The following is a 14965-nucleotide window of genomic DNA, read 5'->3' on the forward strand; positions in this document are numbered from 1 at the left end:
GGGCGCAGGCCCGGCGCTTTATCACTTCAGCCAGCCTTTACGCTGCGCGTCCTGCAGATGGTGCAGCAGATGTTGCCACAGCTCCGGATAGACCTCGGCAATCATCTCGTTGCGCGATAGCACCTGCTCCAGCGAGATGCCGTTCTCCACCCAGCTTTGCCCCTCATTATGCAGGTTCATCAGCATCGGCATGGTGCGGTCCAGCACCAGCGCAAAGCGCGCGTCGGCGGTTTCGGCATCTTCATATTCCTGCCATAAAGCGGTGAAATACTCGCGCTGTGGCTCCGGCAGCATGCCGAACAGGCGGCGCGCGGCGGCGACCTCCTGATCGTGAATGGCGGCGCGGGCGGCCAGGTCGTACACCAGCACGTCGCCGGCGTCGATCTCGACGATATCATGCAGCAGCGCCATCTGAATCACGCGCTGGATATCAACGTCCTTACCGGCGTAGGGCGCCAGGCTCATGGCGGCGATGGCAAAGTGCCAGCTGTGCTCGGCGGAGTTTTCCTGACGCTGGGTGCCCAGCACTTTGGTGCGGCGCTGAACGCTCTTGAGTTTGTCGATTTCCATCAGGAACCGGATGACTTCGGTCATGGCGCCAAATTCTAATGCGGGTACGGCAGATGACATGGTACAGCCTCGGTGTAGGTGACGTTAAAACCCAGCGATTGTAGACCAGCGGCGGGGGGATTTCGATATTTTCAGCATGTTACAAGCGTTCACATTTTTATTTTAGCGTACACGTGTACACTGGAATTATTCTCAGTTAAGCTGCTTTTGCGTTAATTTCACGCAATGCAGGCGTTTTTGAGGGCTGGAATATTATGGATAAAACGGACGTGGCGAAAGCCGGGACGCAGGCGGACAAGACGGCGAAATCGGCCTATCCGTGGGCGGAAGAGATCGCCAACAGCGTCAGTCACGGTATTGGTCTGGTTTTTGGCATTGTCGGCCTGGTGCTGCTGCTGGGGCAGGCTATCGACACCGGCGCCGGGGCGACGGCGATCACCAGTTATAGCCTGTACGGCGGTAGCATGATCCTGCTGTACCTGGCCTCAACGCTGTACCACGCCATTCCTCATCAGAAGGCCAAACACTGGCTGAAAAAATTTGACCACTGCGCCATTTACCTGCTGATTGCCGGCACCTATACGCCTTTCCTGCTGGTGGGGCTGGGGTCGCCGCTGGCGCGCGGGCTGATGGCGGTCATCTGGGGCATGGCGCTGCTCGGCGTGCTGTTCAAACTGGCGTTTGCCCATCGCTTTGAAGCGTTGTCGCTGGTGACCTATCTGACTATGGGCTGGCTGTCGCTGATCGTCATCTATCAATTGGCGACGCGGCTGGATATCGGCGGCGTGACGCTGTTGGCGGTCGGTGGGGTGGTGTACAGCCTGGGAGTGATTTTTTACGCCTCCAAGCGCTGGCGCTTCGGGCACGCCATCTGGCACGCTTTTGTGCTGGGCGGCAGCGTATGCCACTTTATGGCGATTTATCTCTACGTCTGATGATTGCCGCCCGGCCGTGCTGCCGGGCGGCGAAGGTTACTTCTCTTCTGCCAGCGAGTAAGGCAGCGGCATAATGCTGAGTTCGCCGCCGGCGTCCTCGCGCAGCCGCAGCTTGCTGTCCGCCGCCAAATCGTTATTCAGCACCGCCTGCACCCACAGCGTACCGTCGGCCAACTGGCTGGCGGCCAGCACGGTGCCGGTACGGCGCCAGTTTTCCCCCAGCTGCAGTTCCAAATCGTCCGCAGCGGCCGGCACCCGGCTGCCTTTCCCGGCCAGCCAGTACAGCGCGCGTTTGTTGGCGCCGCGGAATTTGGCGCGCGCCACCATTTCCTGGCCGGTATAACACCCTTTGCTGAAGCTGATGCCGTCCAGCGCCTGCAGGTTGGTGGCCTGCGGGATCAGCTGCGCGCTGGTGGCCGCGTCGATGATCGGATAGCCGGCTTCAATATCCAGCGTCAGCCATTGGCGGCTGTCGTTTTGTTCGGCCTGCTGCTGCAGACGGCTGACCAGCTGTTCGGCGACCGCCGCGCTGGTCACCAGCAGGAAGCGTTCTGCCGGCTGGCTGAAGTGCAGCAGCGTGGTGTCGCCGTCCTGCGCCACCGGATTCTGTGCATCGGGTAACTGGCTGAAGACGTCCGCCAGGGCGGCGCGCGCCTGGAAGCCGGCCACGCCGAGCAGCACTGCATCGTTGTCGGCGGCGATGGTCACTTTTGAGAACACCGCGTATTTTTTGATCTCTGCCAACTGGCTGTCCAGCAGGCTGCGGCGTTCCAGATAGGCGAAGCCTTCACCGCGCCGGAACAGGCGCAGGTTGCTCCACATTTTGCCCTTGGCGTCGCAGTGCGCGCAGAGAACGTGCCGATCGTCCGCCAGCGCCTCAACGTCGGCGGTAACCTGCCCCTGGAGATATTTCACCGTGTCGGGGCCATTCATCGTCACCAGCGCCCAGTCTTCCAGAGAAATCAGCGTCAATGGCAGATGGGAAGAGGCGGAAGGCTGACGAGGTGGAAAAGGAGTTGTGAACGTCATAGTCGGTTCCTGATTAACGTTATACCCGGCCGCGCTGCCGCTTTAATGATTCCGGGTATCCGGCTTACCTGAAGGCGTAGACCTACCATGGTAAAAGAGGGCGCAGGCTTTGCAAACAGTTATTCCGCCGCAGCGCTTTTTTTGCTATTTCGCGCTAACATTCTTCCCGCCGTGTATGTCAAATTGTTACTCTATACGCTTATGGCTCGTGCTACTCTTGCACATCGCTCGTGAGCCGACGGAATTATATTGCGCGTGTGTTGCCATACGGTGTGTCGGTTGAACCCTACGCTGGCTTTGCCACGCTGAACAGAGGTTGGTCATAACAACATGGATATTAATAACAAAGCGCGTATTCACTGGGCTTGCCGCCGTGGAATGCGTGAGCTGGACATCTCCATCATGCCGTTTTTCGAGCATGAGTACGATTCATTGAGCGAAGAGGATAAGGCGCTGTTCGTGCGTTTGTTGCAGTGTGACGATCCCGATCTGTTTAACTGGCTGATGAATCATGGCGCCCCGCAGGACGCTGAATTGCAAAGAATGGTGACGCTGATCCAGACGCGAAATAAAGACCGTGGCCCAGTGGCGATGTGATGTCCGCATCTCCTGGTGTACTCAGCTTATCTCGTTGTTGGCGCATGGCGCGCTGATATTGCTGATCCTGATTTCGCCGTGGCCGGAGAGTTACGATCCGGTCTGGCTGTTGCTGCTGACGCTGGTGGTTTTTGAATGTATTCGCAGTCAGACGCGTATCGCATCGCGCCAGGGGGAGCTGCGTCTGCTCTCTGCGCCGCAGCGGGTAATCTGGCAAGGCAAGGAGTGGCGGCTGGTCCGGCGCCCATGGATGCTGCGCTATGGCATGCTGCTGACGCTGCAGGCGAGCGGAAAGCGTAAACGCCGGCGGCTGTGGCTGGCGTCGGACTGCATCAGCAGCGCGGAGTGGCGGCAGTTGTGCCAGCGGATGCGGCTGGTCAAGGATGAATCTGAAGGCTGAATTTGAGGGGCGCAGAGGCGCCCCGGACGTTTACAGCAGCGGCTCCATTTCCAGTAGGATCTGTTCGCACCATTGCTGCAGCCGATCTTCGCTCATTTCATATTGATTGACGTCATCCAGCGCCAGGCCGACAAAATGTTTGCCGTCGGCGGCCAGCGGTTTCGGGCTGGTGAATTCAAAGCCTTCGGTAGGCCAGAAGCCGATAAACTGTACGCCGAGCGGTTTGAGGTGATCGTGCAGCATGCCCAGCGCGTCGAGGAACCACTCGCCGTAGCCGAACTGGTCGCCCATGCCGTACATAGCGACGATTTTACCTTTAAGGTCGAGCGTGGCGATTTGCGGCCAGACCGCTTCCCAGTCCTCCTGCAGTTCGCCGAAGTCCCAGGTCGGGATGCCAAGAATCAGTACGGAATAGTCTTCCATCAGAGTGGGGGAGACGTCTTTCAGATTATGCAGGTCGACCAGATCCTCACCCAGAATTTCACGGATTTTTTCCGCCGCCATTTCGGTGTAGCAGGTGCTGGAGCCGTAAAACAGACCAATCTTCATGTTTAAACCGTTATGTTGCCGTTCATGGAATTGCAACCAGTGTACCATAAGGCATAATGCCGCAGGTTGAATCAAATCAAGAGGGGTTGGCGTGCAACAGCAGGAGAATGCGCTGGTTGAGCAATTTTTAGATGCGCTGTGGCTGGAACGTAATCTGGCTGAGAATACGCTCGCCTCTTACCGTCTGGATCTGCAGGCGCTGACGGCCTGGCTGGCCGGACGTGACCGCACCTTGCTGGACGCCGAGGCGCTGGATCTGCAGGCGTTTCTGGCCGAACGGGTGGAGGGCGGCTATAAGGCGAGCAGTTCGGCGCGGTTGCTGAGCGCTATGCGGCGGCTGTTCCAATACCTGTACCGGGAAAAACAGCGCGCCGACGACCCGACCGCGCAGCTGGCGTCGCCCAAGCTGCCGCAGCGCCTGCCGAAAGATCTGAGCGAGGCGCAGGTCGATGCGCTGCTGCAGGCGCCGTGCGTCGATCAGCCGCTGGAGCTGCGCGACAAGGCGATGCTGGAAGTGCTGTACGCCACCGGCCTGCGGGTGTCCGAACTGGTCGGCCTGAGCATCAGCGACGTCAGCCTGCGACAGGGCGTGGTGCGGGTGATCGGCAAGGGCGACAAAGAGCGGCTGGTGCCGCTGGGCGAAGAGGCGGTGTACTGGATTGAGAACTACCTTGAGCACGGCCGTCCGTGGCTGGTGAACGGACAGGCGCTCGACGTGCTGTTCCCCAGCCAGCGCTGCAAGCAAATGACCCGGCAGACCTTCTGGCATCGAATCAAACACTATGCGATCCTAGCCGGCATCGACAGCGAACGTCTGTCTCCGCACGTGTTGCGCCACGCGTTCGCCACCCATCTGCTGAACCATGGCGCAGATTTACGTGTCGTACAAATGTTGCTGGGGCATAGCGACCTCTCCACGACGCAAATTTACACGCATGTAGCAACCGAACGACTGAAACAGCTACATCAACAGCATCATCCGCGCGCCTGATGCGCCGGGTTCGAAAGGAATGGAAGAATGAAAAAAGGTTTAATGCTGCTTTCCCTGCTGGTGGCTTCGGTGACCGGTTCCGCACATGCCGATGATGCGGCGATCAAATCGGCGCTGGGCAGCCTGGGTATCAAGCAGGCTGACGTACAGCCATCCCCGGTGGCGGGGCTGAAAACCGTGCTGACCGACAGCGGCGTGCTGTACGTGTCCGAAGACGGTAAACACGTGCTGCAGGGGCCGCTGTATGACGTCAGCGGCAAAGAGCCGGTTAACGTGACCAATAAACTGCTGGGCGGCAAGCTGGACGCGCTGAAAGATCAGATGATTGTCTACAAGGCAGCGAAGGAAAAACACGTGATCACCGTGTTTACCGATATCACCTGCGGCTACTGCCACAAACTGCATCAACAGATGAAAGAGTACAACGATCTGGGTATCACCGTGCGTTATCTGGCGTTCCCGCGTCAGGGGTTGAACTCCCAGGCGGAGAAAGACATGCAGTCTATCTGGTGCACCGCCGATAAAGCCAAAGCGTTTGACGCGGCGATGAAGGGCGACGCGGTGTCACCGGCGACCTGTAAAACCGATATCAGCAAACATTACGAGCTTGGCGTGCAGTTCGGCATCCAGGGTACGCCGGCGATCATCCTGCAAAACGGCATGGTCATCCCGGGCTATCAGGGACCGAAAGAGATGGCGGCGATGCTGGACGCGCATCAGGCCGCCCTGCAAGCCGGTGGTTAATCACCGGTGAGTATGATCAAAACGCAATTACGCCGCCGTGAGGCGGCAAGCGACGCGCAACTGCCCGCACAATTGCACCCTTTGCTGCGCCGGCTGTACGCGCTGCGCGGGGTCAGTGAAGAGCGGGAGCTGGAACGCAGCGTCAAAGGCATGCTGCCGTGGCAGCAGCTGGACGGCATCGATACGGCGGTGGATATTCTGCAGCAGGCGCTGGCGGACGGCCGGCGCATCATGATCGTCGGCGATTTTGACGCCGACGGCGCCACCAGTACCGCGCTGACGGTGCTGGCGCTGCGCAGCATGGGCGGCGGTGACGTGCAGTATCTGGTGCCGAACCGCTTTGAGGACGGCTACGGCCTGAGCCCGGAAGTGGTGGAGCAGGCGGCGGCGCGCGGTGCTGAGCTGATCGTCACCGTGGATAATGGCATCTCTTCCCATGCCGGCGTCGATGTGGCGCACGAGAAAGGCATGCAGGTGCTGGTGACCGATCACCACCTGCCGGGTGAGACGCTGCCGGCGGCCGAGGCGATCGTCAACCCTAACCTGCGTGGCTGCATATTCCCGTCGAAGGCGTTGGCCGGCGTCGGCGTTGCTTTCTACCTGATGCTGGCGCTGCGCGCCCGGCTTCGCGACAGCGGCTGGTTCGAACAGCGTGCGCTGGCCATGCCGAATCTGGCTGAACTGCTGGATCTGGTGGCGTTAGGCACCGTGGCCGACGTGGTGCCGCTCGACGCCAATAACCGTATTCTGGTGTATCAGGGGCTTAACCGCATCCGCGCCGGTAAGTGCCGTCCCGGCATCCGCGCGCTGCTGGAAGTGGCCAACCGCGAGGCGCGCAATCTGGCGGCCAACGATCTGGGCTTTGCCCTCGGCCCGCGGCTGAATGCGGCGGGACGTCTGGATGACATGTCGATCGGCGTGGCGTTACTGCTGAGCGATGATATTGCGCAGGCCCGTATGCTGGCCAACGATCTGGACGCATTGAACCAGACGCGTCGCGAGATAGAGCAGGGCATGCAGGCCGAAGCGCTGCAGCTGTGCGACCAGTTGGAGCGCAGCAGCACGGCCCTGCCTTACGGGCTGGCCATGTACCACCCGGAGTGGCATCAGGGCGTGGTCGGCATTTTGGCCTCGCGCATCAAAGAGCGTTTTCACCGCCCGGTGATCGCGTTCGCGCCGGCGGGCGACGGCATTCTGAAAGGCTCCGGCCGTTCGATTGCCGGCCTGCATATGCGTGATGCGTTGGAGCGGCTGGACACGCTGAATCCCGGGCTGATGATGAAGTTCGGCGGGCACGCGATGGCCGCCGGTCTGTCGCTGGAAGAGGCGCGCTTTGACGAGTTTCGCCAGCGCTTTGGCGAGCTGGTGGGCGAGTGGCTCGACCCGACGATGCTGGAGGGCGTTATCTGGTCTGACGGCGAACTGGCGATGCAGGAGCTGACGCTGGAGACGGCGGAGCTGCTGCGCGAAGGCGGGCCGTGGGGGCAGGCGTTCCCGGAACCGACGTTCGACGGCAAGTTCCGCATTCTGCAGCAGCGGCTGGTGGGCGAGAAGCACCTCAAGCTAATGGTAGAGCCGCTGGGCGGCGGCCCGCTGCTGGACGGCATTGCGTTTAACGTGGACACCACGCTGTGGCCGGACAGCAGCGTGCGCGAAGTGGAACTGGCCTATAAGCTGGACGTTAACGAGTTCCGCGGCAACCGCAGCGTACAGTTGCTGATTCAGCACCTGTGGCCGTACTGACGGCAGCCAAAAGATAGCATTCAGGGGTGCCGCGCGGCGCCCTTATTTTTCCCTGGATAAACGCTATAAACTGTGCTCTGGATCCGTTAGAATTAACGGTTCTATGGCGATTGGGTCGCCTATATTCTCTCTGGTTCACGCCGCATTGCGCCGGTTCCCTTGCCGGGGGATATACAACCTCTAACGAAAGAACGCGAAAAATCATGTTTGAAATTAATCCGGTAAAAAACCGTATTCAGGACCTGTCTGAGCGTACCGCCGTTCTTAGGGGGTATCTTTGACTATGATGCCAAGAAAGAACGCCTGGAAGAAGTAAACGCCGAGCTGGAGCAGCCGGACGTCTGGAACGAGCCTGAGCGCGCACAGGCGCTGGGTAAAGAACGTTCGGCGCTGGAAGCCATCGTTGAGACAATCGACAGCCTGAAACAGGGCGAAGAAGACGTTAACGGCCTGCTGGAGCTGGCAGTTGAAGCCGACGATGAAGAAACCTTTAACGAAGCCGTGGTTGAGCTTGATCAACTGATCGTCAAGCTGGAACAGCTAGAATTCCGTCGTATGTTCTCCGGCGAATACGACAGCGCCGACTGCTATCTGGACATTCAGGCCGGGTCAGGCGGTACTGAGGCGCAGGACTGGGCCAGCATGCTGCTGCGCATGTACCTGCGCTGGGCCGAAGACAAGGGCTTTAAAACAGAAATTATCGAAGAGTCTGACGGTGACGTTGCGGGGATTAAATCCGCCACCATCAAGATTATCGGCGACTACGCATTCGGCTGGTTGCGTACTGAAACCGGCGTTCACCGCCTGGTGCGCAAGAGCCCGTTTGATTCCGGCGGCCGTCGTCATACCTCGTTCAGTTCGGTGTTCGTTTACCCGGAAGTGGATGACGATATCGATATCGACATCAATCCGGCGGATCTGCGCATCGACGTTTACCGCGCTTCCGGTGCGGGCGGCCAGCACGTCAACAAAACCGAGTCTGCGGTGCGTATTACCCACCTGCCGACCAACATCGTGGTGCAGTGCCAGAACGACCGCTCACAGCATAAAAACAAGGATCAGGCATTCAAACAGCTGAAGGCGAAGCTGTATGAATACGAGATGCAGAAGAAAAATGCTGATAAGCAGGCGATGGAAGACAACAAATCCGATATCGGCTGGGGCAGCCAAATCCGCTCTTACGTGCTGGATGACTCCCGGATCAAGGATTTGCGCACCAGCGTAGAAACGCGTAACACGCAGGCCGTATTGGATGGCGACCTGGATAAATTCATTGAGGCAAGTTTGAAAGCCGGGTTATGAGGAACAAAAATGTCTGAGCAACAACCACAGGGCGCCGATCAGGCGTCGGATCTCAATAACGAGCTGCAGTCACGTCGTGAAAAACTGGCGGCGCTGCGCGAGAACGGCATTGCGTTCCCGAATGATTTCCGTCGTGACACCACGTCCGACAAGCTGCACGCAGAATATGACAGCAAAGACAACGAAGAGCTGGAAGCGCTGGGCGTAGAAGTGACCGTCGCCGGGCGTATGATGACCCGCCGTATCATGGGCAAAGCCTCCTTCGTTACGCTGCAGGACGTTGGCGGCCGCATTCAGCTGTACGTCGCGCGCGACGACCTGGCGGAAGGCGTCTACAACGAACAGTTCAAGAAGTGGGACCTGGGTGATATTCTCGGTGCGCGCGGCAAGCTGTTTAAAACCAAAACCGGCGAGCTGTCTATCCACTGCACCGAACTGCGTCTGCTGACCAAGGCGCTGCGTCCGCTGCCAGACAAGTTCCACGGCCTGGCCGATCAGGAAACCCGCTATCGTCAGCGCTACCTGGATCTGATTGCCAACGAAGAATCTCGCCACACCTTCAAGGTGCGTTCGCGCATCATGTCCGGCATCCGCAACTTTATGGTGGGCCGCGACTTTATGGAAGTGGAAACCCCGATGATGCAGGTGATCCCGGGCGGTGCCTCCGCGCGTCCGTTTATCACCCACCACAACGCGCTGGACATCGATATGTACCTGCGCATTGCGCCGGAGCTGTATCTGAAGCGTCTGGTGGTCGGCGGTTTTGAGCGCGTTTTCGAGATCAACCGCAACTTCCGTAACGAAGGCGTATCGCCTCGCCATAACCCTGAGTTCACCATGATGGAACTCTATATGGCGTATGCGGATTACAAAGACCTGATTGAGCTGACCGAGTCGCTGTTCCGTACGCTGGCGCAGGACGTGCTGGGCACCACCAAGGTGCCATACGGCGATGAAGAGTTCGACTTCGGCAAGCCGTTTGAAAAACTGACCATGCGTGAGGCGATCAAGAAGTATCGTCCTGAAACCGACATGGCGGACCTGGATGATTTCGATAAGGCGAAGGCGATTGCCGAGTCTATCGGCATCAAGGTAGAGAAGAGCTGGGGTCTGGGCCGCGTAGTGACCGAGATCTTTGAAGAGACGGCGGAAAGCCATCTGATTCAGCCGACCTTCATCACCGAATACCCGGCGGAAGTTTCCCCGCTGGCGCGCCGTAACGACGAGAACCCGGAAATTACCGACCGCTTTGAGTTCTTTATCGGCGGCCGTGAAATCGGCAACGGCTTCTCCGAGTTGAATGACGCAGAAGATCAGGCGCAGCGTTTTGCTGACCAGGTTGCCGCGAAGGATGCCGGCGACGACGAAGCGATGTTCTACGACGAAGACTACGTGACCTCTCTGGAACACGGTCTGCCGCCGACCGCTGGTCTGGGCATCGGTATCGACCGTATGGTGATGCTGTTTACCAACAGCCACACCATCCGCGACGTTATCCTGTTCCCGGCAATGCGTCCGACGGCCAAGTAATCGGCCGCAGCCTTAATCAACCGGTGCGGGTGACCGCGCCGGTTTTTTTATGCGCAGCGCATGTTCAGAATAACTAACTGCTTAAAACATCGGCAGTTATGCGTTAACTCCGCTTGCCCGCCGCCAAGAAGCGGTTATAATGCCAAACGCACACCTAAGCGGGTGTAGTTCAATGGTAGAACGGCAGCTTCCCAAGCTGCATACGAGGGTTCGATTCCCTTCACCCGCTCCACGCATTTCTGTTAACACCTTTTCGGTATAAATCAGTAAGTTAGGAAGTGGTTGAATGTTCAGGTACCCGTAAAGGTATCCCAAGGAATTACCCATCGCTGTTACGGCTTGATGTGTGGTTCTGGGAGCATATCAAACCGCTGGCAGTAGTTCTACGCCTCAAACTGCGATAGATGAACTTGAACGGCGATGCCGCACCACCGGCTTTAAACTCTCCCAAAACATAGCGCACCGCAGCATTTAGCCCCGATGCCCCTTCACAGGGATAAACAGGCTCAAGTGATAAGCACCGGTAGCGAAAGATCCGGCTCTATCTCCGGCTGGCCCACGGTTCCGTTAGGATGCACGGGCGACCTGATAACGATGGAGCGCTATGATAATATGATGCTGTCGCTGACGCTCCGCTGTTTAGGTATCACTAACCGGGGCTTTATGGATTGTATTGTCTATCTGAAATGCAACAATATAGAATATGAGACATTAGGAATTTAGAGTAACGACAGTTATCTTTGAGGAAAATTATGGATATCCCTTTCCCATTTGTTTATAAATTCTCTACCCTTAATATAAATTCCCTATCAGCCCTCGCTGAAGGGAAAGCGTGGTTTTCTAAACTTGCTGATTTCAACGATCCATTTGAAGGACAATTTATACTAAATCCGCCGGACTTAAAGAACGAGCGAGAAAGATTTTTTGAACACTTAGCTAAAAACATCCCAAACTACCCGCTCACCGAACCGGTATTAGAAACAATACGGAAGAAATACCTTAATTCTCCGCAGGAGTTTGATAGAACAATTACAAGCATTGTGGATACTACTTATAGGCGATTTTATGAAAGTTATTTAAATATAGGTGCTTATTGCCTAGCTAGTGATATCCCTGATGTAGCTGCATCTCATGTTAGCAATGTGATGATGTGGTCACACTATGCTGATGGTATGAAAGGGTTCTGCATAAAATACAACCCCAACAAACTCATTAATTCTTTAAATGAACTTAATGACGACAAATTTTACTGGGCAAAGGTTGAATACCAAGACAATAAACACACAGTAGACTTTTATGATTCAATGGATCTGGAAAATCATGCGACGATCCGAGCAATCCAAACAAAACATACAGGTTGGGAATATGAGTACGAATGCCGATTATTAACAAATAATTCAGGGCTTTATAAGTACTCGCACAATGCTATTGAATGTATTTACATCGGAAGTAAAATGCCTGCTCCCCATGAGAAAATATTACTTGATATATGTGCAGTAAATCTCCCTGATGTAGATATTTTCAAGGTGAGGACACATCAGGGTGGTTATGCTGTAGAGTTAGGTAGATACCAAAAATATAAATAATCACGATAATTATTATTCCCAATGTATGTTCTATGCGCACTGGGATTTTATTTCACTCACGCGACTCCCTCCCTCCACCCTGACAGCCTGCATTGTCCCCCGTACCCCTCCCGCTCTGGCAGCGCCCAGAGTCGGGACAGAGCACCCTCCTGCACCTTCAGCACCAGCGCCTGATTCTGCTCCGACAGGTCAGCAGCGAGGCGCAGGGCGTCGTGCATAGTCTGAGGCACCTTGAACCCACCGAACTGCTGAGCGCCCTGCTCAAGCTCGCGCAGGCGGTCAAGCACTCGCATTCGCAGCACAGCGCTGTATCCGGTGAGCAAGCGTTCGACGTACTGGCGAGGTAAGCGGAACTCGCGCTGCTCCCGGTTTCGTGCGTCTCGGCAGATGCCCTCAAATCTGAGGGTATACCCTGATTACATAACCAGTACCAATAATCGACCGTTAAATGATCCCAGCAAAGCACTATCTTAAAGGTATCATTTAAATACCCGTTGACATTTAATGATTCCAACTGATAATTTGATACCATATTTTGATATCAATGAGCGGGAATGATTGGAGATTAATTATGAGGATATTCGCGTACTGCCGGGTTTCAACCACTGAGCAGACAACAGAAAACCAAGTGCTAGCCATTCGCAATGCCGGGTACGATGTGCAGGATCACCGGGTAGTGCATGAACAAGTGTCCGGCGGTGTACCAGCGATGCAGCGTCAGGGATTTAAAGAGCTGGTACAGCATAAGCTGGAGCCGGGCGACACCTTAGTAGTGCTGAAGCTAGATCGATTAGGCCGGGATAATATCGACGTACAGCAGACGGTTCAGGTGTTGATTCAGAAGGGGATCAAAGTTGTCTCTTTAGATTTACCAGTGCCAGACCTATCGAGCGCGGAAGGAAAGTTGATGCTTCAAATGTTTTCCGCGTTTGCAGAGTTCGAGAAAAACAGGATTGTTGAGCGCACACAGGAAGGGCTACGCCGTGCGAAAGCCGACGGGGTTAGACTTGGCCGCCCGGAGGCAGTTAAGACAACAGAACGAGTCCTAGCGATGCGTGCTAAGGGCTTGAGTCAGTCGCAGACGGCCGAGGCGTTGCAACTCGGTATAGCGACCGTGAAGCGCCACTGGAATAAGAAACAATAATAACATAATGATTTAAATGGATAATTTAACCTATGCATTCTAAGGGGAAGGAATGGCAATAACCCAGGCCGGACACTCGAAGGGGAGACGCTGGCTTTCAACAATAGACTACCCACTCTAAGGAGGAAGGAAGCCGCACCGCGTTTCCGACCTATCCGAGAGGGTATCCGCATGACGTTTCATTGAGACGTCATGGGGGTGCGCTTTCTCCTAAAACAATAACCGTCCCTGTTCAACCAAGCACTACACCACTTCATCATGTGATGCGATGAGTCACGTCTGAACGGGGTCAACACAGGAGGAAGAATTGATCAACGATATGGATTTACCTGACCAATTTCCAAACCCACGCGATACCTTGCCTGCGTATGCCCAGCAGTGGTGGGATAGGTTCGCCAATGGGGCGCAACCGGATATCACCGCGTTACAGCAAATACCCGTATACCGCACTACATGGGAGTTGTTCTGTGGCTTCACAGGCCGGAATGCCTCCGGCACGGCGGCGGCTTTCTCCGAGTTAAAGAAGGCAGAACGTAATTACTACGCTGCTGTTCGCGCTATGTACCCGAACCAATACCGTGTGCCACAAACGGACTACAACGGAATGGTTCGGGATGCGCTGGACTTTTATCAAGATGGAGAAAAACGCTCGGCAAGCGGCATCGTCGGGGGCTACGTACCTAAAGAACATGCTCGAGCTGTGGCCAACCGCAAAGGGCAGCGTAAACGCATGCGCAGGGCTATCGAGGCAAATAAACCCCACCCCGCCTACGCCGCAATAACATCCCGTATTGGTAAGCAAGGCGTAAACAGTATGGCTCAAGATACCGTCAGCATGACTTTGGTTCGCCTCATGATGGAAGCTGGCACACAGCGCACGCTCGATACCATGTCATATGAGGTGGCCGAACTAAAAGCCCAAGTAGCAGCATTGGAAGCGTTCCAGTCCGCGACAGAGAAACGTCATACTATCGAAGATGCCGGGCAAGACCCGAAAGAGCTGGCTCGCAGTATGCGTGCATCTGGTAAATCCCTCGGTGAAATTGCTAAAGCCACAGGCCGCAGCCGCAGCACCGTTCAACGATGGGTTAAGTAGCTGTACGCGATTTGCGTACAGTTGCGTACACATAAAAAAGGCATATTTCATTATATCTATATAGATATAAGACAGAACTCACCTGCTCACACCGAACTGAATAACAACGCTGCGCCGGTTCCGGCTGGTTACCGGGTTTGTCCTTACCGGCGTGGCGTTTCTTTTATCAATTTCCCTGTTATCTCCTAACTGAGCACGGCTCACCCCGGCGGGCTTTCCGTCGGGCTTCTTTTCATGCCCTGCGCAGTGGTCGATAGCAACCGAGCAACATTAACTAATCAACTTTCAAGGAGACGTATGTCCAGCAACTTCAATTCTTTATTTAAATCAAACAGCGGTATCGCCGACAGCCTGAACCAGCATTACCGGAAAGGCCAACAATCCATTATCCGAAAACCAGATCAAGGCACCCGCCGTGCTGTTCGTTCTTCTGCATCGGCTTTTAGCTATCAGGAGCAGCAAACGCTGCACGACCTCGGAAGCCGTATGCGTGGGGCGAACACGAATCAGCACGCGCTGTACCAACGCCAGCTAGAGCAATTAATTGGTGATCGGGAGATTACCGGTGCGGATGCCCGTTTAATCGCCCTGTACGCCAAGACAGGTTCCGCTGACGGTAAGACGGGCACTAGTACCGCCGGGGAGTGGTCACAGGTGCTGGACGCTGTCCGGGACGCAGAGTAAGGCCAGCAGAACGAACAAATCAAACAGTTAAACCAGCTAAATAAACCAGTTAGTCAATCAAATAG

15 protein-coding genes and 1 tRNA gene are annotated in these 14965 nt (G+C 55.9%); 13 read left to right on the forward strand and 3 right to left on the reverse strand.

What is annotated here, in order from left to right; all coding sequences use genetic code 11:
- Positions 1-21: 21 nt before the first annotated feature.
- Entirely contained in the window at positions 22-630 is a 609-nt protein-coding gene (locus HF675_RS04875) for an HD family hydrolase (RefSeq protein ID WP_105232398.1), read from the reverse strand.
- Between the two features lie 194 nt (positions 631-824).
- On the opposite strand from HF675_RS04875, the gene HF675_RS04880 reads away from it, so the two are divergent.
- Positions 825-1505 carry a hemolysin III family protein gene (locus HF675_RS04880; RefSeq protein ID WP_105232397.1) on the forward strand — a complete coding sequence of 227 codons (681 nt, stop codon included), beginning with the start codon at positions 825-827 and terminating at the stop codon, positions 1503-1505.
- 36 nt (positions 1506-1541) lie between these two features.
- Here HF675_RS04880 and ygfZ read toward each other — a convergent pair whose 3' ends face one another.
- The gene (gene ygfZ, locus HF675_RS04885; RefSeq protein WP_187044173.1) at positions 1542-2534 is read right to left on the reverse strand and encodes a tRNA-modifying protein YgfZ; all 993 of its coding nucleotides are present in this window, start codon (positions 2532-2534) and stop codon (positions 1542-1544) included.
- 330 nt (positions 2535-2864) lie between these two features.
- On the opposite strand from ygfZ, the gene sdhE reads away from it, so the two are divergent.
- Positions 2865-3131, forward strand: coding sequence for an FAD assembly factor SdhE (gene sdhE / locus HF675_RS04890; RefSeq protein ID WP_105232395.1), 267 nt, complete (start codon positions 2865-2867; stop codon positions 3129-3131).
- Positions 3112-3531, forward strand: coding sequence for a protein YgfX (locus HF675_RS04895; RefSeq protein WP_187044174.1), 420 nt, complete (start codon positions 3112-3114; stop codon positions 3529-3531). Before sdhE ends, HF675_RS04895 begins: the two co-directional genes overlap by 20 nt.
- A gap of 30 nt (positions 3532-3561) precedes the next feature.
- Here HF675_RS04895 and fldB read toward each other — a convergent pair whose 3' ends face one another.
- Positions 3562-4080 carry a flavodoxin FldB gene (gene fldB, locus HF675_RS04900; protein ID WP_105232393.1) on the reverse strand — a complete coding sequence of 173 codons (519 nt, stop codon included), beginning with the start codon at positions 4078-4080 and terminating at the stop codon, positions 3562-3564.
- A 91-nt stretch (positions 4081-4171) separates the two neighbouring features.
- On the opposite strand from fldB, the gene xerD reads away from it, so the two are divergent.
- From xerD to HF675_RS04950, 10 genes are all read left to right on the forward strand, one after another.
- Positions 4172-5071: a site-specific tyrosine recombinase XerD gene (xerD, locus tag HF675_RS04905; RefSeq protein ID WP_105232392.1), complete on the forward strand. Its 900-nt coding sequence runs from the start codon at positions 4172-4174 to the stop codon at positions 5069-5071.
- Between the two features lie 27 nt (positions 5072-5098).
- Positions 5099-5815 (forward strand): bifunctional protein-disulfide isomerase/oxidoreductase DsbC, encoded by a 717-nt coding sequence (gene dsbC, locus HF675_RS04910; protein WP_015673664.1) that lies wholly within the window; start codon positions 5099-5101, stop codon positions 5813-5815.
- 12 nt (positions 5816-5827) lie between these two features.
- On the forward strand, positions 5828-7558 hold the full coding sequence (gene recJ / locus HF675_RS04915; RefSeq protein ID WP_187044175.1) for a single-stranded-DNA-specific exonuclease RecJ: 1731 nt from the start codon (positions 5828-5830) through the stop codon (positions 7556-7558).
- Between the two features lie 203 nt (positions 7559-7761).
- A protein-coding gene (prfB, locus tag HF675_RS04920) for a peptide chain release factor 2 (protein ID WP_105232390.1) occupies positions 7762-8860 on the forward strand; the annotation gives its coding sequence in 2 pieces (ribosomal slippage) (positions 7762-7836 and positions 7838-8860; 1098 coding nt in all).
- 9 nt (positions 8861-8869) lie between these two features.
- Positions 8870-10390 carry a lysine--tRNA ligase gene (gene lysS / locus HF675_RS04925; protein WP_105232389.1) on the forward strand — a complete coding sequence of 507 codons (1521 nt, stop codon included), beginning with the start codon at positions 8870-8872 and terminating at the stop codon, positions 10388-10390.
- A 158-nt stretch (positions 10391-10548) separates the two neighbouring features.
- A tRNA-Gly gene (locus HF675_RS04930) sits at positions 10549-10622 on the forward strand.
- A gap of 520 nt (positions 10623-11142) precedes the next feature.
- A complete protein-coding gene (locus HF675_RS04935; RefSeq protein ID WP_187044176.1) occupies positions 11143-11976 on the forward strand; it encodes a DUF2971 domain-containing protein in 834 nt (277 codons plus the stop codon).
- A gap of 571 nt (positions 11977-12547) precedes the next feature.
- Positions 12548-13120 carry a recombinase family protein gene (locus HF675_RS04940; protein ID WP_187044177.1) on the forward strand — a complete coding sequence of 191 codons (573 nt, stop codon included), beginning with the start codon at positions 12548-12550 and terminating at the stop codon, positions 13118-13120.
- A 307-nt stretch (positions 13121-13427) separates the two neighbouring features.
- Positions 13428-14216, forward strand: a complete 789-nt coding sequence (locus HF675_RS04945) for a helix-turn-helix domain-containing protein (RefSeq protein WP_187044178.1) — start codon at positions 13428-13430, stop codon at positions 14214-14216.
- Between the two features lie 297 nt (positions 14217-14513).
- Positions 14514-14900: a hypothetical protein gene (locus tag HF675_RS04950; RefSeq protein WP_187044179.1), complete on the forward strand. Its 387-nt coding sequence runs from the start codon at positions 14514-14516 to the stop codon at positions 14898-14900.
- Positions 14901-14965 lie beyond the last annotated feature (65 nt).

The sequence above is a fragment of the Serratia sp. JUb9 genome (assembly GCF_014298095.1).
GTDB lineage: Bacteria > Pseudomonadota > Gammaproteobacteria > Enterobacterales > Enterobacteriaceae > Serratia_B > Serratia_B rhizosphaerae.